The 21,873-nt window shown below is 37.7% G+C and carries 23 protein-coding genes; 20 read left to right on the forward strand and 3 right to left on the reverse strand.

Translation table 11 applies throughout. The annotated features are described in order from the left end of the window. Positions 1-176 precede the first annotated feature (176 nt). The 5 genes from FCI53_RS11490 (at position 177) to FCI53_RS11510 (ending at position 4,711) form a co-directional block, all read left to right on the forward strand. A complete protein-coding gene (locus FCI53_RS11490; protein WP_138418977.1) occupies positions 177-641 on the forward strand; it encodes a MarR family winged helix-turn-helix transcriptional regulator in 465 nt (154 codons plus the stop codon). A gap of 888 nt (positions 642-1,529) precedes the next feature. Continuing rightward, on the forward strand, positions 1,530-1,775 hold the full coding sequence (locus FCI53_RS11495; RefSeq protein ID WP_171038149.1) for a glutaredoxin family protein: 246 nt from the start codon (positions 1,530-1,532) through the stop codon (positions 1,773-1,775). A gap of 86 nt (positions 1,776-1,861) precedes the next feature. Beyond that, entirely contained in the window at positions 1,862-2,260 is a 399-nt protein-coding gene (locus FCI53_RS11500) for a YppG family protein (RefSeq protein ID WP_138418981.1), read from the forward strand. 233 nt (positions 2,261-2,493) lie between these two features. Continuing rightward, positions 2,494-3,180 (forward strand): alpha/beta hydrolase, encoded by a 687-nt coding sequence (locus tag FCI53_RS11505; protein WP_138418983.1) that lies wholly within the window; start codon positions 2,494-2,496, stop codon positions 3,178-3,180. Positions 3,181-3,229: 49 nt separating this feature from the next. Beyond that, complete coding sequence (locus tag FCI53_RS11510; protein WP_171038150.1) at positions 3,230-4,711, forward strand: MFS transporter; 1,482 nt, start codon at positions 3,230-3,232, stop codon at positions 4,709-4,711. A 127-nt stretch (positions 4,712-4,838) separates the two neighbouring features. Here FCI53_RS11510 and FCI53_RS11515 read toward each other — a convergent pair whose 3' ends face one another. After that, positions 4,839-5,693 (reverse strand): DegV family protein, encoded by an 855-nt coding sequence (locus FCI53_RS11515; RefSeq protein ID WP_138418987.1) that lies wholly within the window; start codon positions 5,691-5,693, stop codon positions 4,839-4,841. 58 nt (positions 5,694-5,751) lie between these two features. Further along, positions 5,752-6,663 (reverse strand): DMT family transporter, encoded by a 912-nt coding sequence (locus FCI53_RS11520; RefSeq protein WP_138418989.1) that lies wholly within the window; start codon positions 6,661-6,663, stop codon positions 5,752-5,754. A gap of 320 nt (positions 6,664-6,983) precedes the next feature. Between FCI53_RS11520 and cshA the strand changes: the two genes are divergently transcribed. The 4 genes from cshA to FCI53_RS11540 all read left to right on the forward strand — a co-directional run bounded on the left by cshA (position 6,984) and on the right by FCI53_RS11540 (position 12,105). After that, a complete protein-coding gene (gene cshA, locus FCI53_RS11525; RefSeq protein WP_138418991.1) occupies positions 6,984-8,456 on the forward strand; it encodes a degradosome RNA helicase CshA in 1,473 nt (490 codons plus the stop codon). Between the two features lie 644 nt (positions 8,457-9,100). Further along, positions 9,101-9,643, forward strand: a complete 543-nt coding sequence (locus tag FCI53_RS11530) for an RNA polymerase sigma factor (RefSeq protein ID WP_138418993.1) — start codon at positions 9,101-9,103, stop codon at positions 9,641-9,643. Continuing rightward, on the forward strand, positions 9,636-9,962 hold the full coding sequence (locus FCI53_RS11535; RefSeq protein ID WP_138418995.1) for a hypothetical protein: 327 nt from the start codon (positions 9,636-9,638) through the stop codon (positions 9,960-9,962). The genes FCI53_RS11530 and FCI53_RS11535 overlap by 8 nt, the downstream gene beginning before the upstream one ends. Further along, on the forward strand, positions 9,952-12,105 hold the full coding sequence (locus tag FCI53_RS11540) for a carboxypeptidase-like regulatory domain-containing protein (protein WP_138418997.1): 2,154 nt from the start codon (positions 9,952-9,954) through the stop codon (positions 12,103-12,105). The genes FCI53_RS11535 and FCI53_RS11540 overlap by 11 nt, the downstream gene beginning before the upstream one ends. 53 nt (positions 12,106-12,158) lie before the next feature. Here FCI53_RS11540 and FCI53_RS11545 read toward each other — a convergent pair whose 3' ends face one another. Further along, complete coding sequence (locus FCI53_RS11545; RefSeq protein ID WP_138418999.1) at positions 12,159-12,923, reverse strand: rhomboid family intramembrane serine protease; 765 nt, start codon at positions 12,921-12,923, stop codon at positions 12,159-12,161. Between the two features lie 143 nt (positions 12,924-13,066). On the opposite strand from FCI53_RS11545, the gene acpS reads away from it, so the two are divergent. The 11 genes from acpS (at position 13,067) to FCI53_RS11600 (ending at position 21,872) form a co-directional block, all read left to right on the forward strand. Then, positions 13,067-13,429, forward strand: coding sequence for a holo-ACP synthase (acpS, locus tag FCI53_RS11550; RefSeq protein WP_138419001.1), 363 nt, complete (start codon positions 13,067-13,069; stop codon positions 13,427-13,429). 378 nt (positions 13,430-13,807) lie between these two features. Beyond that, positions 13,808-15,313: an NAD(P)H-hydrate dehydratase gene (locus FCI53_RS11555; protein ID WP_138419003.1), complete on the forward strand. Its 1,506-nt coding sequence runs from the start codon at positions 13,808-13,810 to the stop codon at positions 15,311-15,313. Positions 15,314-15,369: 56 nt separating this feature from the next. Further along, positions 15,370-16,398, forward strand: coding sequence for a LolA family protein (locus tag FCI53_RS11560; protein ID WP_138419005.1), 1,029 nt, complete (start codon positions 15,370-15,372; stop codon positions 16,396-16,398). A gap of 284 nt (positions 16,399-16,682) precedes the next feature. Beyond that, entirely contained in the window at positions 16,683-17,831 is a 1,149-nt protein-coding gene (alr, locus tag FCI53_RS11565; RefSeq protein ID WP_171038154.1) for an alanine racemase, read from the forward strand. A gap of 218 nt (positions 17,832-18,049) precedes the next feature. Further along, on the forward strand, positions 18,050-18,331 hold the full coding sequence (locus tag FCI53_RS11570; protein WP_138419008.1) for a CopG family ribbon-helix-helix protein: 282 nt from the start codon (positions 18,050-18,052) through the stop codon (positions 18,329-18,331). Between the two features lie 3 nt (positions 18,332-18,334). Further along, the gene (locus FCI53_RS11575; RefSeq protein WP_138419011.1) at positions 18,335-18,685 is read left to right on the forward strand and encodes a type II toxin-antitoxin system PemK/MazF family toxin; all 351 of its coding nucleotides are present in this window, start codon (positions 18,335-18,337) and stop codon (positions 18,683-18,685) included. A 149-nt stretch (positions 18,686-18,834) separates the two neighbouring features. Next, positions 18,835-19,701, forward strand: coding sequence for an RsbT co-antagonist protein RsbRA (locus FCI53_RS11580; protein ID WP_138419013.1), 867 nt, complete (start codon positions 18,835-18,837; stop codon positions 19,699-19,701). A 4-nt stretch (positions 19,702-19,705) separates the two neighbouring features. Beyond that, positions 19,706-20,062 (forward strand): STAS domain-containing protein, encoded by a 357-nt coding sequence (locus FCI53_RS11585; RefSeq protein ID WP_138419015.1) that lies wholly within the window; start codon positions 19,706-19,708, stop codon positions 20,060-20,062. 3 nt (positions 20,063-20,065) lie between these two features. Continuing rightward, a complete protein-coding gene (locus FCI53_RS11590; protein ID WP_138419043.1) occupies positions 20,066-20,479 on the forward strand; it encodes an anti-sigma regulatory factor in 414 nt (137 codons plus the stop codon). A gap of 5 nt (positions 20,480-20,484) precedes the next feature. Continuing rightward, positions 20,485-21,474 (forward strand): PP2C family protein-serine/threonine phosphatase, encoded by a 990-nt coding sequence (locus FCI53_RS11595; protein WP_138419017.1) that lies wholly within the window; start codon positions 20,485-20,487, stop codon positions 21,472-21,474. A 65-nt stretch (positions 21,475-21,539) separates the two neighbouring features. Next, the gene (locus tag FCI53_RS11600; RefSeq protein WP_138419019.1) at positions 21,540-21,872 is read left to right on the forward strand and encodes an STAS domain-containing protein; all 333 of its coding nucleotides are present in this window, start codon (positions 21,540-21,542) and stop codon (positions 21,870-21,872) included. The last annotated feature ends 1 nt before the right edge of the window (position 21,873 follow it).

Raw genomic sequence — 21,873 nt, forward strand, 5'->3', positions numbered from 1 at the left:
TATCGTTTTTAAAGAACAAAGTCTTCTCCATTTTTTGGTAGTAATAGTAGGGGTTATTAGTGTAATTATTGCCGAACGATATTTTAGACGGGTTTTTACGAATTGAGGTAGTTTGACATACAAAATAAGCTTTTTATATAATTACGTGTAATTAAAGCGGAGAGCGGGGTGAAGATGTGGACGAGCAAAAATTGTATCAGCAGAAAAAGCAAGATCCCTCGTTGAAATTATTTGTCGTTCTCTCGAAGGCGTATCGGTCGATTACGGATCAAGTTATGGTAGATATACGTAAACAAGGATTGAACCCTACAGAGTTTGGTGTATTGGAGTTGTTGTTTCACCAAGGGGAACAACCATTGCAAAAAATTGGAGATAAAATATTATTAGCTAGTGGTAGTATTACGTATGTTGTAGATAAATTAGAACAAAAAGGCTATGTAAAAAGAAAGCCGTGTGATAATGATCGACGTATTACGTATGCGGCAATTACAGATAGTGGAATGAATTTATTAAATGACATTTTCCCTAAACATTGGGAGCAAATTGAATCGATAACAAATGGATTAGATCAAGATGAGAAACAACAGGCAATTGCATTACTGAAAAAATTAGGTATGTATGCCGATGAACTTAAGTCTTAAAAAAGTGTTAAAATGTGATATTTATCACTGCGAGGAAATACCTATTGGTTTATGATGAAATTGAGATTGGGATGTCTCTGCTCTATAAATAATAACGATATAGTGCCTAGCACTGTATCCTTGAGAACTTGATTGTACGGGATCGTTCTCAGGAAGGATAGCGTTCACCATTGGTGAGCGCTATTTTTCTATATTATTATGTTGTAATTATAGGCTGTTTTCTAAAAGATTGTTGTTTTGTCACAATAAACATAGCCTCCGAAGTAATTATGATAAAATTTCTTTATGACACTGAATCTGATTGAGTGTTATACCATCGCTTCGGCAGAATACTCCGCTTTCCGCGGGCACGGCCTCAGCCTCCTCGTGAAGACCACACTGCGGGGTCTTCGGACTCGTGCTGTTCCCGCAGGACAAGGAACGCTAAGGCAGCGATGCATCGCACGAAGAAAATTGAACTTTATTTTCGAGTCTCCGTATTCTGCCTACGCTATAGTAATTTTCTGATCTAAGCTAGATAAAACACTTGAACCAAATAACCGAGTCTGAGTGCACTATTATCTACGGGATAGGGAGCTTTTGTTGTACGTATACTCTAGTAATTTTCCTTAAAGAATTCGATAACACAGAAAGAGCGGAGAAAATACACCGGAGACTCCTGTGGGAGGAATGGCCTCTTTGGGAGACCTCGCAAGTGAGGGACGAACGAGCCTCATCAGCCACCCACGGAAAGCGTAGGTGTATTTTCGCAGCACTAGACTAGCACAACAATCCATACAAAAAGAGCCTAATCATAAGATATAGTAAGTTTTGCTTGTGACCTATAAGGGTAAAGATAGAGTGTTGGTCATGATGAAGAATTATAAGCAATCGTGGGAGGTAACATCATTGCGAGCACAAAATGTCGTCGTGTATATAAGTAATCAATGCGAGCAGAGTGATAAGTTGCTTCATTTTCTGGTTGAGAATAATATAAGTTTTGAAAAGAAAAATGTATCAGAGTATAAAGCAAATATGAAGGAGCTACAACGATTGAATGTCTTCAGTACACCTGCAATATTTGTTGATGATCAAAAAGTATTAGGATTTCAAAAAAATCAATTGCAAAGATTAATAGGTATTTCTTCTTGGTAAATCTAACCTAAAGATGAAAACTGGAACGATTTAACCACCTATCACATAGACTGTAATGAAATGACTTAAATAAAAGGGGTGTTCACATGAATCAGTGGAGACCACCGTATATGCCGCCACCATATGCACAACAGCAAGAAATGAATCCTGTCTATGATAATCAATTTGCAAATCCTATGTTACCTAATCAACCAAACCAGTCTAGTCAACCTAATATGCCACAGCAACCAATTACACCTTTTGATTATTTTGCTAAGCCGCAACAACCATCGACATGGGCCGGTCACCCTCCGCCAATGCAAGGGGAGGCACAACCTCCGTTATGGAATCAAAAGCCAAATGGGGTGATGAGTTACTTCCAAGATAAAGATGGTCAGGTCGATATTGATAAAATGTTGAACACTGTTGGTCAGGCGGCAGCTACATTTCAACAGGTATCCCCATTGGTGAAAGGACTTGGTTCCTTTATGAAAGGTTTTAAATAATCTTAAAAATCCTTGTCGATAAAGTCGACAAGGATTTTGTATGTATTGTGGCAAAATAATAACTTTATTAGAAGAGACCTAGTTTATTCTGTATTAAATGAGGTTATTTATTTGGAATTAGATATAAATAAAGATATAGTATTTTTTGAGTATTATTTTTTATCAAACGTTGTTGATGCTAAGATTGTTATTTGCTATTCATTTAGCATAGATCAACATAAAGGAGTTAAAAAATGATAGGGTGTCTGTGTATTCATGGCTTTACAGGTGGTAGCTATGAAGTGGAGCCATTAGCAATGTATTTAAAGGAGAAAACAGATTGGAACATTGTTGCCCCTTCTCTACCAGGTCATGGAGAGGAGCTTCAATTAAAATCGGTTACATATGAGGAATGGATTGCTACTTGTGAAGAAGAACTTGAACGATTAAGTCGTAGTTGTGATCAACTATACCTTATTGGATTTTCAATGGGAGGAATGATCGCAGCTTATTTAGCTGCAAAGTATAATGTGAGTAAGCTTGTGCTTTTATCGCCCTCAAGAAAATATATTAGTGTGAAGCAAATGGCAATGGATATCACAACCATTTTCAGAGAAGGAATAACGGGCGAACTAAAAGATGACGAAGTGTTTCAGCGTTATGTACATAAAAAAGGTTCTGTTCCGTTACGATCCATGGTTGAATTTATCAAGTGTATGCGATTTACTAAATCATCATTACATGGGGTTACCTGTCCAGTGTTTATAGCGCAAGGGATTCAAGATGGGATGGTGCCTTATCAAGCAGCTCGTGAGTTAGATGAGGAGATACCTGCAAAAACAGAAGTTGTATTTTTTTATGATTCCAAACATCATATTTGTTTAGGTGCTGATAAAGAGATCGTATTCGAAAAGGTATATGCATTTTTATCTGCTTCTTAGATGTATACCTTCGTTTGGAATACCTGTGTTAGTATTGGAGGGTTTATTGTTGAAGTTAAAAAGTGACAAAACGCTAGTAAATCCACCGTTTTTCTATGGGTGGATTATTGTTTTTATCGCTGGATTTAGTGTTTTCTTCTCTGGTCCAGGGCAAACTTATTCAATATCCATATTTATCGATCATTACATAGCGGATTTCGATTATTCAAGGTCATTTGTATCTGGTATTTATTCAACCGCCACATTATGTGCAGGATTTACTTTGTTTCTAGTTGGTCGTTTAGTCGATCGATATGGTCAGCGTGTGATGATGACCATAATAGGAACATTATTAGCGGTGGCAGCTTTTTGGAACGCGTTTATAACTGGTGCGGTGATGATGTTTATTGGGATCTTTATGCTTCGACTATTTGGTCAAGGTTCGATGACATTGTTACCAAATACACTAGTGCCCCAATGGTTCATGAAGAAAAGGGGGAGAGCACTAAGTGTGATGACGGTAGGTAGTTTTGCTAGTGCAGCCTTGTTTCCCCCTTTGAATAATTGGTTGATCAGTAGTTTTGGCTGGAGAAGCACATGGTTAATATTAGGTTGTTTATTGTTACTTTTATTTGTGCCACTGGCATTATTGCTAGTTCGAAATCAACCCAAAGACATAGGAGAAGAACCAGATGGAACATTACGTGAAACAATTCCTTCTCAAAAACGTTGGAACATAAAAGATGTTACCCGGATGAAGATTTTTTGGATACTGTTAGCTCTCGTATCTGTGATTGTGACAATATGGTTAGTCACTAGTTACCAGTGGCAGGTAGTAACACTCTTTTGGGGTGGGTTACTGCTAATTGTCATACCAATTGTACGCATGTTAATTAAGATTAATAGAAAAAAACAGTCAAATCCGACAAATCCGAATGTCTCCGAAAATGAAGTGAGTTGGACTTTATCCGAAGCAATGAAAACAAGAACGTTTTGGTTTGTATTGTTTTGTATTTGTGTTCCGTCATTAGTTAACACAGGTGTCACTTTTCATATTACTTCTATTGCTGAAGGAAAAGGTTTAACAGCGGAAACAGGTGCATTAGTTCTTTCAATGATGGCAATATTTGGTTTTCCTGTTAGTTTTGTTGTTGGTTATTTAGTTGATCGTATTTCCGTGCACTACATTTTAGCTATTACGTTTTTAGGTCATTTCATTACGCTTGTGATTTTACTGATGACGAATACCGCATTAGGTGCGATTGTATTTGGGGTGAGTTGGGGAATTGTGAATGGATTTGAACGGATTGTTTTAAACATTGTCTGGCCCAACTACTTTGGTAAGAAGCATTTAGGAAGTATTAAAGGGATGGCGCAAACATTTATGGTCTTGTCGTCTGCTTTGGGGCCGCTTCCGTTTGGTTTATTTTTTGATTTGTTTGGTGGCTATCAAGAGATTATTGTGGTATCAATGATTTTACCGATAACGGCTGGTATTTTAGCGCTGTTATCTCCACAACCGTCGTATCAAGCATATCATCAGAAAGGATAAAAAACAGGATGGCTAGAAGTAATGGGTTCAAGCATAGGGGAAAATCGAATGAAGTAGCAATAAAAAACACTCAGATTTGTTCTGAGTGTTTTTTATTTGATGTTTAATTGGCGGACACTTAGTACCTTTATTGATCACTAAAGAAGGCGATCACTAGTCCACCTTCTCCAGCGTGTGTGGAGATGGTTGGTCCCATTTCTGAAAGAATCGTTTTTTTAAATGGATGGGCTTGTGTAATCTCATCGAGGACAGTTTTGGCACGATCTTCTGCATTGCAGTGTGTCATAGCGATGACTTTTTCCTCAGCAGTTTTCGTATAATCCCCAATTTGTTCAATAAATCTACGGATTGATTTTTTATTTCCGCGTACTTTTTCTGTCACTTCAATTGTCCCTTCATGACTTGCTCGCATCAATAGCTTTATGTTTAATGATTTTGCAATAGCCCCTTTTACTTTATCAAGTCTTCCACCACGTACTAAATTTTCCAATGTTTTTAATATAAAAAGTGTGGTTGTGTGCTCAACTCGGTCATAAAGGTGTTCAACAAGTTGTTCAAAATCATATCCAGCTTGTAACTTTTGGCTAGCTTCATCCAGTAGAAGAATTAAGCCACTAGAGGCTGTTTTGCTATTGATTACTTCAATCTTTCTGTTTGGTTCTTGTTCAAGCAGCATATCCATTCCCATCCGCGCATGGTTATATGTACTGCTTATACCACTAGATAGACATAACATAATAATTGGTATTGATGGGTCTACCTCTTTAAATGCTTGATAGAATTCATGAGGAGCAGGTGCAGCGGAACGTGGGAATGTTTCGTTATTTCTAAGTTTTTGATAAAACGTATTTAAATCTAAACTCGCATCGTTATACTGTTCTTCTCCAAAATTTACGTATAGTGGGATTACTTTAATTTGTAAGTCTCTTTTTAAATTAGTTGGAAGGTCAGCGCTTCCATCTGTCATGAGTTGGATATGCATTGGATTGCTTCACCCCAATCATAATAATTATATAAATTATATCATATTAGTATTAATGCTAGTTCCTTTTTCTACGTGAAATGGTGATCTGGGTTTGTTGGGAAGTACTAACCACAAACAAAAATAGTCCGAATAGAACAATTGTGCCACCGAGCCATTGTGACCAAGATATTTGCTCGCCAAGTATCCAATAGGCAAGTAGGGAAGCACCAATAGGTTCGAAAATAATACTCATGGATATGGTAGAGGTACTCACCCATTTTAATGCCCAATTGAATAACGTATGTCCAAAGAAGGTTGGGATAATAGCTAAAGCTAAAAAGATCCACCACTGATAAGAAGAGTAACCTAAAAAAGAATGCTGATAAATTAAGTTGTATACAATTAGAGTTAAAGAGCTGAATCCATATACAATAAATGTATAAGTCATTAATGATAAGCGTTTCCGAACATTTTGACCCATTAAAAAGTATACCGTGATCATAATCGCTCCAACTAAGGCTAGGATATCACCGAATAAAGCCAAGCCACTTATTTTAAAGTCACCCCAGCTTATTATGACACTACCTGTTAGAGCAATGATCATACTAATGATGGTTGCGTGTGAAAATCGTTCTTTAAAAAATAGAAACGTACCAATAAATGCAAAAATTGGCTGGAGTGTAACTAAGACAACAGAACTTGCAACAGATGTATAATTTAGAGATTCAAACCAAAAAATAAAGTGAAATGCTAGAAATACACCAGCACAAATCGATAACGACCAATCCTTTTTTGAAATGGAAAGAAGCTCTTTTCTATGTTTGAAAAACACATATGGTGCCATAATAATAACGGCTAATAGTAGACGGTAATTTGCAATAATGGACGCTGGTGCACCCTCTGCCAATTTAACAAGTACAGCAGCAGTAGATACAGCAAAGACGCCAATGATAATAGCGATAGCTGGATGAAAGGGAGGTTTATCCATGAAAAGTCCTCCTGTAATCTTGTTTTTTTCTTATTCTAACACTCATATGTTTGAAAATCATTCTTCACACAGGTAGAATTAGGAAGAAGAGTGTGATAAGATGTAATAATCCATTGAGTGCTCGCTAATTGGCCTCTTCGAGTGTGAAGCAAGGCTTTTTTCACGTTAAAAGAAATATTCTAAGATTCGACATGCTCGGTTTAAAAGATCGATCAACCTTACTTAAAAATCAATCCTAGATTGTGTTATACACGTTCGTTTAACGTGTTAGTATAAACGTGCTGAATATGAGATCTAAATAAAAGGAGTAGAATGTAAAATTGACTACATTTAGTGCATTAGGTATATCCAAATCAATTATGAAAGCTTTAGAAAAAATGGGGTTTGAAGAAGCAACTCCGATTCAAGAACAAACCATTCCATTAGGGATGCAAGGAAAAGACGTTATTGGACAAGCGCAAACTGGGACCGGTAAAACAGCAGCGTTCGGTATTCCAATGCTTGAAAAAATTGACCAAGATCAAAAAAGAATTCAAGGCCTAGTTGTTGCGCCGACAAGAGAACTTGCAATTCAAGTATCGGAAGAAATTCATCGTTTAGGTAAGTTTAAAGGTGTGCGTACACTGCCTGTATACGGTGGTCAACATATGGATCGACAAATTCGAGCGTTAAAAGACGGTCCACATATTGTTGTCGCAACACCTGGTCGTCTCCTAGACCATATCCGTAGAAAGACAATTAATATTAGTGGTGTGCATACAGCAGTATTAGATGAAGCGGATGAAATGCTTAACATGGGGTTCATTGATGATATCCGTGATATTCTAAAGGCAATTCCTGAACAAAGACAGACATTGCTGTTCTCAGCAACTATGCCTAAAGAAATCAGAAATATTGCCGAAACCCTTATGAAAAAGCCAGAAGAAGTAAAAGTGAAGTCTAAAGAAATGACGGTTTCAAACATTGATCAGTTTTTCGTTGAAGTACATGAAAAACAAAAGTTTGATACACTTACAAACTTATTAGACATTCATGCACCGGAACTTGCGATTGTCTTTGGACGTACCAAGAAGAGAGTCGATGAAGTAACAGAAGGTTTACATGCCAGAGGCTTTCGTGCTGAAGGGATTCATGGTGACTTAACACAGGGTAAACGTATGTCTGTGTTAAATAAATTCAAGCACGGACGCATTGAAGTACTTGTTGCGACAGATGTTGCGGCAAGAGGGTTGGATATTTCTGGTGTGACACATGTTTATAATTTCGATGTGCCACAAGACCCAGAAAGTTATGTGCACCGAATTGGCCGTACAGGTAGGGCTGGAAAAGCAGGGGAAGCTATTTCCTTTATTACACCAAGAGAGATGCCGCATCTTCACTTGATTGAAAAGACTACCAAAAGTAAGGTTCAACGAATGCAAGCACCTTCTATTGATGAGGCGAGACGTGGTCAACAGCAAATTACCGTTGAAAAATTAGTCTCTACCATTAATAAAAAAGACCTGCAAGATTATCGAGAGACAGCATCAGAACTATTGAATGACTATGATTCCGTTACAATCGTTGCGGCAGCATTGAAAATGTTAACGAAAGAACGTCGAAATGCACCAGTAACTTTGACATCTGTTGCTCCTGTTAGTGTAAAGGGGTCCAAAGGTGGAAAAGGCGGTAAGAAGTTTCATCGTAATGATAAACGCAATAACTTTAATCGCAAAGGAAAATCTGGTGGAAGAAATCGCAAATTCCAAAATAAACGCCCTTCTAATAACAAAGGGAATAGACAGCAAGGATAAAGATAGAACAAGCAGAGAGGATCCACCAAGTAGATTGGTGGATCCTCGTTGTGTTTGGACGCATGTTCATTATAAACTTCCACAATTTATCATTCATTTCCCTTTCACTCCATTGGCCATTTGTTCATTATTAGCTTCATCCTATCACAGGAACGCCCCCAGGATAGAAATCCACTTCAACATTACAAGAAATGAATAGATAGTATAATTAAACGTTGTGGCATTTTGTAAATGGGTTATGATTTTTTTCCAAACAACATGAACTTTGTATAGACCAAATGTGAGCGCGGTCCGAAGACATGGTTCCTAGATAGAAATCTCAAACTAAAGAAACGTGCACATTAAAAGTGGATTTCACCTCTAATATAGACGAAAAGGGATTAAACGTGCACATCTAGCCTACAAATTGCTCCAAAAGTACACGAAAACTAAAGAAATGTGTACATCTCGCTTTAATTTTCGTGAATATGAGCAATTTACTTAAGGTTTATGTTGGGTTCTATATTTATTACGATAACTCAACATTTTTTTTGCTTAGCAAAAAATTTTTTAAGCTTATAAAATAAATGTTTTTTAATCAAAACATGCAACCATTTTCTGTTTGCATGCATCTATATAGGTAGCGGGGTTGGGGAGAGAGACTATTGGATATTATCGAACGACTAAAGAAAAAAGATGAAACAGCATTAATGGAAGTGATGGAGGAGTATGGTTCATATTTAGTGCGCACCATCTTTTTAATGGTGAAAGATAGGCAACTAGCGGAGGAAATTGTTCAAGACGCATTTGTTAAAGCCTATCAAAAAATTAATCAACTACAAGAAAAGGAAAAGCTGAAGAGTTGGCTTATGACGATCGCCATTAATTTATGCCGGTCGAGGTTAAGACGCAAGCAACTGAAGCTGTTGACGATCGATGAGAGTGATGGGCAATGGATGGATGAGCGGGAACAAACCCCTGAACAACATGTTTTAATCCTTAGTAAATTTGAAAATCTCACAGCGGCAATTATGACCTTAGAGTATAAATATCGTGAAGTAGTAACCCTTCATTATTTTAATGAATATAGCATTACCGAGATCTCTCGAATGACAAAAACGAAAGAAAATACGGTGAAAAGTAGATTAGCACGTGCAAGAAAACAATTATATGGGTTACTTGTTGAGGAGGAAGTATGGGATGGATAAAGTGAAACAAAAAATAGATAAAGAATTAGAACAAATTCAATTTTCTTCAAAGCAACAGGTACTTCAAAAAGTAAAAAAGAAATCGTTGTTTGAACGAGGGAGACACTTGTTAAACAAAGAAGTTGAAATCCCTCTCCTTCCTTTCACTGGTATTACGATTGCATTGATTACTGTTATTTCATTGTATCCAATGATGGAAACCAATCAGCAAACACCGATGCCAGATCGACAAGCACCTCGTCAAGATAAAATTATTGAAAAAGGTGGTAGTTTCTATTGGGAATCGTGGTTTAATGAGGTGAAAAAGTATGAAAGTTAAATTGAAAATTAAACATATTATCATGATCATAGTGGTTGTAGTTGGTTTAGCAATTGGAATTTCGCAATGGGTTCTCCCAACATTAAAAATCATAGAGGCTGAAAAAAGTGCAGAAAGTCCAATTGAAGAAACGGAAAACTTTATCGATTTATTACAAAATAAGGAATTACCCGCTTATAAACGAAAACAAATCATCGAGGAACAAATCATTAATTTTGGATATGACAATAACTATGATGTGATGGCAGGACCGGCGTCAAGGCAGGGCCCAACGTTACCATTGAATAGTGAACGCACCCATCATTTAGAGTGGTATGTTGACAATAATGCAGGGAAAGACTCGCACTATTACCGAGCAGTGAATCAATTGGCGTATGCTTATGCGAAACAAGGTGATAGGAACCAGGGAATCCAATTATTATCAGATACTGCGGAGAAATTGAACGTGACACACGATGACTATTGGCAGTTATATAAAACAGAGGTTGAGCTGTTAGCGAATCTCAATCCAGATCAAGCCATACAAATGATCGATAAGGCACTAGAATATAACCAGTTGGCTGCAGATTTCACTGAAATAAAAGTAAACCTTTTAATTAATCAGGAAAAATATGCCGATGCCCTCGAGGCGATCAAGCAAACAGATGTAAGCTCAGATCAAATATCGGCGCAGGAAAGGATTTTGGCTGAGTGGCAAGAGGGGGAAGAACTGCATCAAGTGCAAGGCAGCATTACAACTTCTGATGGTACTCCTGTCCCGTTTGCGAAAGTATACTTGCGGTTGCCAAATACGATTAACCATAGTGTGATCGAGCGTCAGGAAAGGCATTATACCGAGACAGATCAAGATGGTAATTTTACGATTGCAGGGGTGCCAAAAGGTTACTATCAAACCTATATCGGCATTGATATCCAACAAATCGATGGCTACCAGTGGCCGGTGGAAACAGATGATTGGATAAAAGTTGACGGGGATATGACAAATGCGATTACTTTTCAGCCGCTGATTAAAATAAATGAGCCAAGTAATTATCAGAAACTGACTGAAGATCAAGTAACGTTTTCTTGGGAACCTGTAGAAGGTGCTGCTTATTATCGGTTAGGGTTTGGAGTGGAATATGAAAATGGTTCTACATCAAGTCCAATGATGCAACGGTTTGAAGATAATCAAGTGACATTGCCAGTGGAGCAGATTTATTCGCATGGAACAGGGGTGAGATATGACGAGAATGATGAAGGAGAGTTAGTGGTTATTCCTGAATCATTGCTGGCATATGCTAATCCAAATGGAGACTACTTTTGGTATGTAGAGGCTTTTGATGAAGAAGGAGATCTACTTACAGCAAGTAATGGTTTCAGGTTGTCCGAACAATCGATGGGTAATGTACCATATTTTCAGTTACAACATAGACAGCTGATCGAAGCGGATCAAATTTTGCTCGAAGGTAATCTGGAAGAAGCGTTGGAAACATACCAAGAGAATCTTAAGAATAACCCAGATAATCTTCACGCATTGCGAATGGTGGAACGGATTTTGCTATATGGAGATCGAGAAAATACATCCCACCAATATGCGCGTAAGCAAGCGATGCCATACACAAAAAAATTAGCCGAGATGACGGAAAATAATGATACATCAACCCCTGATTATTGGTTTGATTTGGCTACAACAGCATTTGAACAAGAAGATTGGGAGCCTTACTTTGACTATTATCAAAAAGGGGTAAACCTCCTAGACGGGCCAGTGGATTCCTATAGTAAAAGTAATTATGCAATAGCTTTAATGAAAAATGGTCAGTTGCAGAAGGTTGATCAGTTATTTGAAGAAATAATGGAAGCGGATGGAAGCAATCGATATATGCCACCATGGACAGCACTTCGTCTATACCAAACAAATGATTTTCAGCAGGCACAACAGTTGGCCAGCGAATACCGAAGATTAGGCTATCAAGACAACGCAGATTGGTCGCAACTGATTCAATCAATGGAAAAACAAGTGCTAGCAGACCCGCAGAAGAAGAAACAAGTTGAACAAGGATTAGAGCTATATGTGAAAGGAAACCAGCACCAGCTAGACCAATGGTTAGAGGGAGAAGCGGAAGGTAGTATTAAATCTTATTTTAGTAAATTGAATGATCTTTAGAGGTGAAGAGAAACGAGCATGGTGAGGCCATCACCATGCTCGTTTCGTATTTTTTAAAATAAACGTGCAATTAAACCTAATACGACTAATAGTATAATAATAGTCCAAATAGCTGGACGAGCGTATTTTTTAATGGAAAATCTTTTTTTATTCCACCGGTTTGGGTCAAATTGAATCGAATCATCATTTCTTGGAGCCCTTCGGTTACGCCAAATTGAAAAGGGCTGTACATTCCTTAGTATAATTGGTCCTAATGCTACGCCACCAATAAAACCAAATAAGTGTCCAAAGATGTTCACACCAGAACGCAAGAATGTCATGACAAGCCCAATAATGACGATCGTTGAAATGACTTGTGCATTGGCTTGATCGATGAGGTGTTTTCGAAACACGACCATGAAGATATAAATACCAAATATGCCGAAAATAGCCCCGGATGCGCCAACGTGGGAGTACATCGTTGATTCCGTGAAATATGTTAACAAATTAGCGAATACACCCGTGAAAAGGTAGGCGAAAATAAATTTAGTTTTTCCTAGCATTTGTTCTAAAGCAGGTCCAAATAAAACAAGGGAAAACGAATTAAACAGTACATGCATCACACCGTTAGGATCGTGTATGAAAATTGGTGTGACAAGTCGCCAATACTCACCCTGACTAATCCAAAAGTTAACCCCAACACCCCACTGGAATAAAGGACCGCCTATAGCGGGGAACAAAAAGACGAGTAACCAAATACTGAGTTGAATCGCTATAATGGTTGTAACTACAGGGTAAAATCGAGTGAAATCTCTAAAATTCTCCGTTCGTATAAACATAGTGATCTCCTTTAAAGTAATTTCTTATAAATTATAATACGCTACCTATCTGTATATTCTCAAATAGGAATAGCTTATGTTAGAAAAGTGCTTTTGTATTAGGCTATACTATAGATAGAAAAGTTAAAAAGGTTGGTTAATCAATGATAAAAGGAATAGGAATTGATATTGTAGAAATTGATAGAATAAAAAATTCGATAAAAAAAAATACTCGTTTTATCAATAGAATTTTAACAGATAAAGAGAAAGAAATATATACAAGTATAAAGACAGAAGTGAGAAAGTTAGAATTTGTAGCAGGCAGGTTTGCGGCTAAAGAAGCCTATGCGAAAGCAAATGGTACAGGGATTGGGAAGTTAAGTTTTAAAGATATTGAAGTGTCGAATGATGACCAAGGTGCACCAAAAATATTCGTGAGTGAGCAACAAGACCAGCACGTTTTCGTATCTATTTCCCATAGTGAAGCATATGCCGTTGCTCAAGTTGTGATTGAGAGTAGTAGGTAACTTGAATGTTGCTAGTTATTGCGCAATAGCTATATACTACGCAGTAATATTAAACTGGTTTCATGGTTTAGAGCCGATTCGGTGCACATTTAGCTCGTAATCGTGAACTGGTTTCAAACTTTAGCCCAGATCAAAGGCTGAGACGTGGCCCATACGAGACGGATTATTCTGCTAAAGCGACCTCATAGCTTTTTTCAATTAGCGTAAACAAGAAGTTAAAGTTATTGCGCATAAATAGCTAATATACAATTAAAAGAAAATAATGTTAATACAATCCTTTTTTATCTAAAAAATGATTAATTTTATAGCTTGTCATGGCTAGTCTGCATAATCAGATAGTTTGTCTCATATATTCTAGTGCGGGTAGGAGGGAACAGAATGCACATTGTCACCGCAAACGAAATGTACGAAATTGATCGATATACGATCGAACAATTAGGAATGGATGGAAAAATCCTAATGGAGAATGCAGGTAGGGAGATTACGAAAGAAATAATACCACTAGTTAGCGATCGAGATCGGATCCTGATACTCGTTGGTAGCGGCAATAATGGTGGAGATGGTTTTGTTGTTGCTAGAACCTTACGAAATCTTGGGTATCACCCGTTTGTTTTGCAACTTGTAACAAATGAAAAAATTAAAGGCGATGCTGCTTACCATAAACAATTGTTTTGCAATTTTGGTGGAAGTGTCGAGATACTCCAAAATGTAGATGAGATTCATAGGTATATAACAAATGCCGATGTTATTGTGGATGCTATCTTAGGTATTGGGGTTACTGGTAATTTACGATCACCAATTGATCAAGTCGTACAAGCCATTAATGACTCTGAGAAACGGACCATTTCAGTTGATATTCCAAGTGGTGTACCAGCTGATGAAGGAGTTGAAGTGTTTGATGGTGTGAAGGCTGATTACACGATTGTTGTGGATAGGCCAAAAATAAGCGCGTTTCTAACACATTGTGCTAAATATTATGGCGAGTGGAAGGTTGTAGACATTGGTTTACCTCCTAGTATATCATCCACTGTTAAGACGTGGATGAAGGCTGATGTGCAAGCAACTCTTCCAAAACGTAATAAATATGCACATAAGGGAAATCATGGAAAAGGTTTGATCGTTGGCGGATCAATAGAAATGCCAGGTTCCATCGCAATGACAGCATCAGCGGCCTTACGTTCAGGTTCTGGTCTACTAACGGTTGCTTCGGTTAAGGGAAATATACCATCCATTGCTATGCGTTGTGCGGAAGCTACTTATCGTCCCTTGAAAAGTCAACAAGGTGCAGTAGTTAATCAAGAAGTTGATCTTTTTGGGTTTGATGCGATCGCAATAGGCATGGGAATGGGGCGTGATCCGAATACAGCTATATTTACAAAGAAGGTCGTAGCAGAAGCGGAAATGCCTGTTCTGATCGATGCAGATGGTCTTCATCATATCAAAGAAGATTTATCAATTCTCACAGATCGAAGTTATCCAACCGTATTAACTCCACACCTTGGAGAAATGGCAATGTTAACAGAGAGATCGGTTAAGGAGATTATGAATCGTCCGTTTGCAATTGCCAAACAGTTTGCCTGTCAACATCAAATCTACCTTGTGCTTAAAGGTGCTTTCACCATTGTTACAGACCCATCAGGACAGCAATGGGTGAATACAACTGGAAATGCAGGTTTAGCTAAAGGTGGAAGTGGAGATGTATTGTCAGGAATACTATTGGCAATGATGATGCAAGGAACAAAGGTACAAGTTGCATTGTCAAACGGTTGCTATCTTCATGGGGCATCTGCTGATCATTTGGTAGAAAACCACCATTCCCAACGTGATTTGCTTGCGACAGATGTCGTTCAGGGGTTAACTTCTGTGTTTCGTACATTTTCGTAGATTCATCGTGCATGCGTTCCCTTTGTCCTTTGAAACGAGACAAAGGAGTTGTGACCATGAGAAAATATTTCAGCTTAGGAATCATTACCCTATTGGTTCTTGTCTTAGCTGCATGTGGGGAAAAATCAAAAGAAGATGTAGTGAATAAGTTACAAGAAAATGTGGAGAACATGAGTGGCTATCAGGCTCAAGCAACAATGAGTTTGCAAACTGGCGAGGAGAGTCAAACATTCACGATTGACATCGCACATCAGAAGGAAGACTATTATCGCGTGTTATTGAAGAATGAAAATGATGAAGAAGGAAGTCAAATCATTCTTCGAAATGATGAGGGTGTATTTGTGTTAACACCAGCATTAAACAAAAGCTTTAAGTTCCAAAGTGAATGGCCACAAAACAGTAGCCAACCATATTTGTATCAGTCGTTAGTTAATGATGTGATTAGTGATTCAGAATCCAGCTTTAATACAACCGAAAATCATTATGTCTTTGAAACGAAGACAAATTATCAGAACAACAATAATTTACCATATCAAGAACTGTATTTTGATAAGAAATCCTATGCGCCAGTGATGGTAAAAGTTTTAGATAAAGATAAAAATCCTTTAGTAGAAGTTGACTTTTCTCAATTTGAATTAGATCCTGAGTTTGCAGAGGATACGTTCGAAATTGAAAACAACATGACAAGTAGTCTGTTTGGTATTCCAGTTATGGCCGAAGAAGAGGAAACTGAATCGAATCAAGACTTCTCTGTTTTATACCCAACCGAAAAAATGGGTGCGGAGCTAGCAGAATCTAAAGAGGTAAATTTAGAAAATGGGAAACGTGTAACATTGACTTATGAAGGGGAAAGACATTTCACACTTGTTCAAGAGCGGGTGGATGCGTACCCTACTACTGCTGCTAGTCCAAAAACAGTTGCAGAGGCGGAACCAGTAAGTATAGATGGTACGATGGGTGCGTTAACAGACAAATCACTTGAGTGGACGATGGATGGTGTGAATTATTATTTAGCAAGTGAAGAGCTAACAAAAGAAGAAATGCTTGAAGTAGCTGGTTCTGTTGAGGCACAGGCAGCTAAATAGTATAATTTGAGCAGGCTCCGCCATAGGGTCTGCTTTTATTTTTTTTTAAAATTTACTATTTTGTCACAAAAACTATACAGTGCCTAATAGTCGGTCATTACCAGGCTGGTATAGGGATCCAGTAAACTAGCTGGTAAGAGAAAGACCGCCCAGATAACGTAAGAAAGAGGTCCATGTTGCACTAGTAAAGCAAATCACAACAAATCTTGCCTTAACCTGCACTTATCTATTAAAATAAAAGGATTAAAAATTCATAACAACACCTGAGAAAACACTGGGAGGTGATTCGCTTGAAAAAGTCTTATCGGGATTCATGGGTAGAGATTGATTTGAACAACATACAATATAACATTGAACAATTACGACATCGCCTCTCTCATCATACGAACATTTATGCTGTGGTTAAAGCAAATGCCTATGGTCATGGCGATGTTGAAGTAGCGAAAGCGGCAATACAGGCAGGGGCTTCAAGGTTAGCCGTTGCTTTACTAGATGAAGCTGTTAAACTTCGTGATCATGGCATAACTGTTCCAATATTAGTAATGGGATGGGTTCACCCAGAAGATGTGTCTGTTGCCGCAGATAATGATATCACTATTACTTTTTTTCAAAAAGAATGGCTGGAGCAGGTAATGCAATTGGAGTTTAGTGGCCGGTTAAAATTGCACATGAAATGGGATACTGGCATGGGGAGAATTGGATTGAGAGATGAGAAGGAGTTAACAGAGCTTCTACAACTTTTGAATGAACCACGATTTTACCTAGAAGGAATTTTTACCCATTTTGCGACTGCTGATGAAACGGATTTAAACTACTTTCGTGACCAACAAGCTCGTTTTGAACAGCTGTACCAAGTGTTTCGGGCTAATTGGAATCAACCGGTCATTTTTCACACTGGTAATAGTGCGGCAAGCATGCGTTTTCCGGATGTAATGCAGCATTATGTTCGGTTTGGTATAAGTATGTATGGTTTATATCCGTCCCAAATAGTCAAACAGGAAAAGCCAATTGATTTAAAACCGGCTTTTTCGCTTCATAGTAGGTTAATACATGTGAAGAAACTCCCTAAAGGAGAATCGATTAGTTATGGTGCAACCTATACAACACAAGAGGATGAGTGGACCGGAACCGTTCCACTAGGTTACGCAGATGGAATCAGAAGGAAGTTGCAAGGTACTGATGTATTAATTGGGGGCCAGCGGGCAGAAATTGTTGGTAAGATTTGTATGGACCAATTTATGATTCGATTGAGCAAACCTTACCCTGTAGGTACGAAGGTTACAGTGATAGGTACTCAAGCTGATCAAGAGATCACTATGGATGAACTAGCCAGTCACCTAGACACCATTAATTACGAAATAGCTTGCATGATTAGTGATCGTGTGCCAAGATATTATATCCCTGCTGTAAACGAAAAAAACACGCATGTATGATGTGTTTTTTGCATAAAATGGATGTTGTTGTAAAGAATGATAAAGGAATTTTTTCTTATTATTAGTTAATTCATACAGGTGTGAAATGAAAAATTGCTAAAGCCAAGTTTTTCTAACAAAAACTTAGCGATAGCCTTTGCAATGCATGGTTGGGAATGGTATGATATTAGTGGATATTTAAAAGGGCTTGTTTTATAGTTGTTAGATGGTGGAGGTGTATGGTTGTGTCAGAGAGCTTACAAGAGATAGTTGTTAGGCTACCAAAAAACCTACTAAATGAGGTGGACGGTTTAATGCAAAAAGAGAACAGTGATCTGAGCGACTTTATTTGTCAAGCAACAAAATCATATTTGCGCGAGAAGAAAAAAAGACATATTCGTGAATCGATGCAAAGAGGCTATATGGAAATGGCTAAAATAAATCTCAACATTGCTTCAGAAGCTTTTCAAGCTGAAGAGGAGGCAGAAAACACCCTAGAGCGATTAGTGAGCGGGGTGTAACTATTGATTGTTAAACGTGGCGAGGTTTATTTCGCCGATCTTTCCCCTGTCGTCGGTTCTGAACAGGGGGGCGTTCGTCCAGTATTGGTTTTGCAAAATGATATTGGTAATCGTTTTAGCCCAACGGTTATTGTTGCAGCCATTACCGCGCAAATACAAAAGGCAAAATTGCCAACACATGTTGAAATTGATGCGCAAAAATATGGTTTTGAAAGAGATTCTGTCATTCTGTTAGAACAAATTAGAACGATCGACAAACAACGATTAACAGATAAAATCACACAATTAGATAACTATAAGATGGAAAACATTAATAAAGCATTAGAAATTAGTTTAGGTTTAACTGATTTTTAATGCTTTACATAACAACGTACGGTTCATAAATAAAAATGCTAAAAAAGCCCTTGTCATCAGTCGTGACAGGGCTTTTTTAGTTTAATTATTTGCTTGTCATTCGGAAAAATGTGACAATAGATAGAAACTATCAGTTGGTGGTGGACGATATGGATGAAAAGCTAAGAGAAATTGTCTTAGAGCATAGCGATACAATTGTAAAAAAGTGGTTGGTGGAAGTTTCAAGTGAACGAATGAATGACTATCCTTCCGCAATTTCAAATGAATTATTTGAAAGTACGAATCGAGAATTTGTAAATGTCATTTTTACTAGTGTTGACCAACAAGAAATCACTTCTGAATTAGGTGACTTTTCTGAACGGTTAATTAAATTAGGGTGGCCGTTAAGCTATTTAACAGATGGATTGCAAGCGTTTAGAAGGGTTACGATTGACTTTCTTTTAACCCGTTCAGAAAAAGTAGACACGGATCAGTTTGCATCCGTATTGGATATGGTCGATAGCTGGGTTGACCCAATTATTAATCAGCTTGTAAATGAATACTCTGGTAATTGGGAGCATACGCTTTCCATGCAGCAAACTGCATTAAAGGAACTGTCAGCCCCATTAATCCCGGTAATGGACAATATTACTATTATGCCATTAGTGGGAACGATTGATACGGAAAGAGCTAAATTAATCATGGAAAACTTATTAGATGGGGTTATTAAACATAATGCCGAGGTTGTTCTAATGGATATCACAGGTGTACCTGTTGTGGATACCATGGTGGCTCATCATATTATTCAAGCAGCTGAAGCTGTTAGATTAATAGGTTCTCAGTGTATCTTGGTTGGAATTCGCCCTGAAATTGCTCAAACCATTGTGAATTTAGGAATTGATTTAAGAAAATTCCCTACCAAGAGTTCCTTGCAAAAAGGGTTCCAAACGGCACTAGAATTAACAAATCGAAAAATTGTTTACACAAAGAAAGATGATGATATTGAAAACTTATTAGATTCTCTAGATGGGGAGTGAGGACTTGCGAATACCTATTTTAAAACTACACAATTATCTTCTTATCTCGATTCAAATTGATTTAGATGATAAAACAGCAATCCAATTTCAAGAGGATCTACTTAACAAAATTCATAGCAGTGGGGCTACAGGGGTTGTGATTGATCTAACTTCTGTCGATATTATTGATTCATTTATCGCAAAGGTTCTCGGAGATGTTGTGTCCATGTCGGATTTAATGGGGGCGAAGGTTGTTCTAACGGGTATTCAGCCTGCAGTTGCAATGACACTAATTGACTTAGGCATTCATTTGCAGGATGTACCAACAGCGTTAGATTTAGAGCAAGGATTAATTAAACTACGCCAGGAATTGGAGGATTAAATGATGAACTTCCAATCCTGTGTTGATATAAAAAAAGAATGGGATATTGTAGGGGCAAGGCAACTTGGTAGAGAACGTGCCAAAGCGATAGGGTTTGGTACCGTAGATCAAGCGAGAATTGCTACAGCAATTTCCGAGCTGGCTCGTAATATTTATTTATATGCTGGTAGTGGTGTTATTTGTTTCGAAACGATTGACGAAATCGATCGTAAAGGTATTTGTATTATAGCGGAAGATAATGGGCCAGGGATTCATGATATAAGTAAAGTGATGGAAGATGGTTTTTCCACATCTGGAGGATTAGGTGCAGGTTTGCCTGGTGTGAAACGATTGATGGATCAGTTTGATATCGTATCAGACCAGGAACAAGGAACAAAAATCCGAACAGTAAAGTGGGTCCCTCAGAGGAGGTTTTAGATTGAATGGAAAATTATCGTTACTATTTAAAGCGCTATATCGATACACAAGATGAATCAGCACTTTATCAAGCAGAACAACTTAGTAAATTGTACATTCAAAATAAAATTTCCCCAGAAGAAATTATTAATAAACATATTCAGGCATTAAAAGATTTATTTCCACACCTACCGAAGGAAATTGACTTATCGATGAACTTTTTATTAGAAACGATGATTTCTTATGGATTAGCTTATCAAGAACACCAATCGATGCGAAAGCAACAATTGTCGTTGCGCTCAGAGATGGAATTAGCAGCTAATATGCAACAAACGCTGTTATTAACGGAAACACCAAATATAAAGGGATTAGATATTGGTGCCGTTAGTGTTCCGGCAAAACAGTTAAATGGTGATTATTATCATTTTTCTACAGATAAAAATGGTCGGTTTGGGGTGGCGATTGCGGATGTAATTGGGAAAGGGATGCCAGCTGCGCTTGCTATGTCGATGATTAAGTACTCGGTTGATAGTTTTTCCGATCATCATCCTAAGCCAAGTTCATTGTTAGAAAAATTGAACCGAGTTGTAGAGAATAATGTGGAACCGGGTATGTTCATTACGATGTTGTATGGATTATACAATCCAATTACGGAAAAATTCATGTATGCAACAGCAGGGCATGAACCAGGGTTTTTCTATGATGCAACCAAAAATGAATTTACAGAAATTGAAGGTAGAGGGCTTGTTTTAGGTGTGTCTGACGATACGACTTATCAAGAGTATGAGCTTGCATTACAAGATGGCGACATCATTTTTCTGTTAACAGATGGTGTTACAGAATGTCGGATTGGGGATCGTTTTATTGAACGTCAAGAAGTGTTAGAAGTGATTAAACATTATATGCACTTACCAGCACAAACTTTAGTAGAGAAAGTTTATAAACATTTTGAACGTTTACAGGAGTTTCAATTACGAGATGATTTTACCCTGATAATGATTCGTAAACAGGTTTGATGATTAAGATAAACGGGTAGATGTAATGTACATATGACAAACTTTGATGGAGGGGAAAATGTAATATGAACCTAGATATAAAAACGACTGAAATTGGTGCGTCACATTATATTGTTTCCCTTTTCGGTGAAATTGATGCCTATACAGCTCCACAGTTAAAAGATACTTTATTATCATTGATAGAAAAACAGGGGCAGCTTATAGAGGTTGATTTGCAACAAGTAAACTACATGGATAGCACGGGTTTAGGTGTGTTTATAAGTGCATTAAAATCAACGAAGGAAAATGGTGGAGAGGTACGTTTGATTCATTTGCAAGAAAGAGTGAGGCGCTTGTTTACAATAACTGGACTGGATAGTGTGATCACAATAGATTCGACGGTACGGGGTGGCAATTAAT

Origin of the sequence: Aquibacillus sediminis, assembly GCF_005870085.1 — a bacterium.
Classification (GTDB): domain Bacteria; phylum Bacillota; class Bacilli; order Bacillales; family Amphibacillaceae; genus Aquibacillus_E; species Aquibacillus_E sediminis.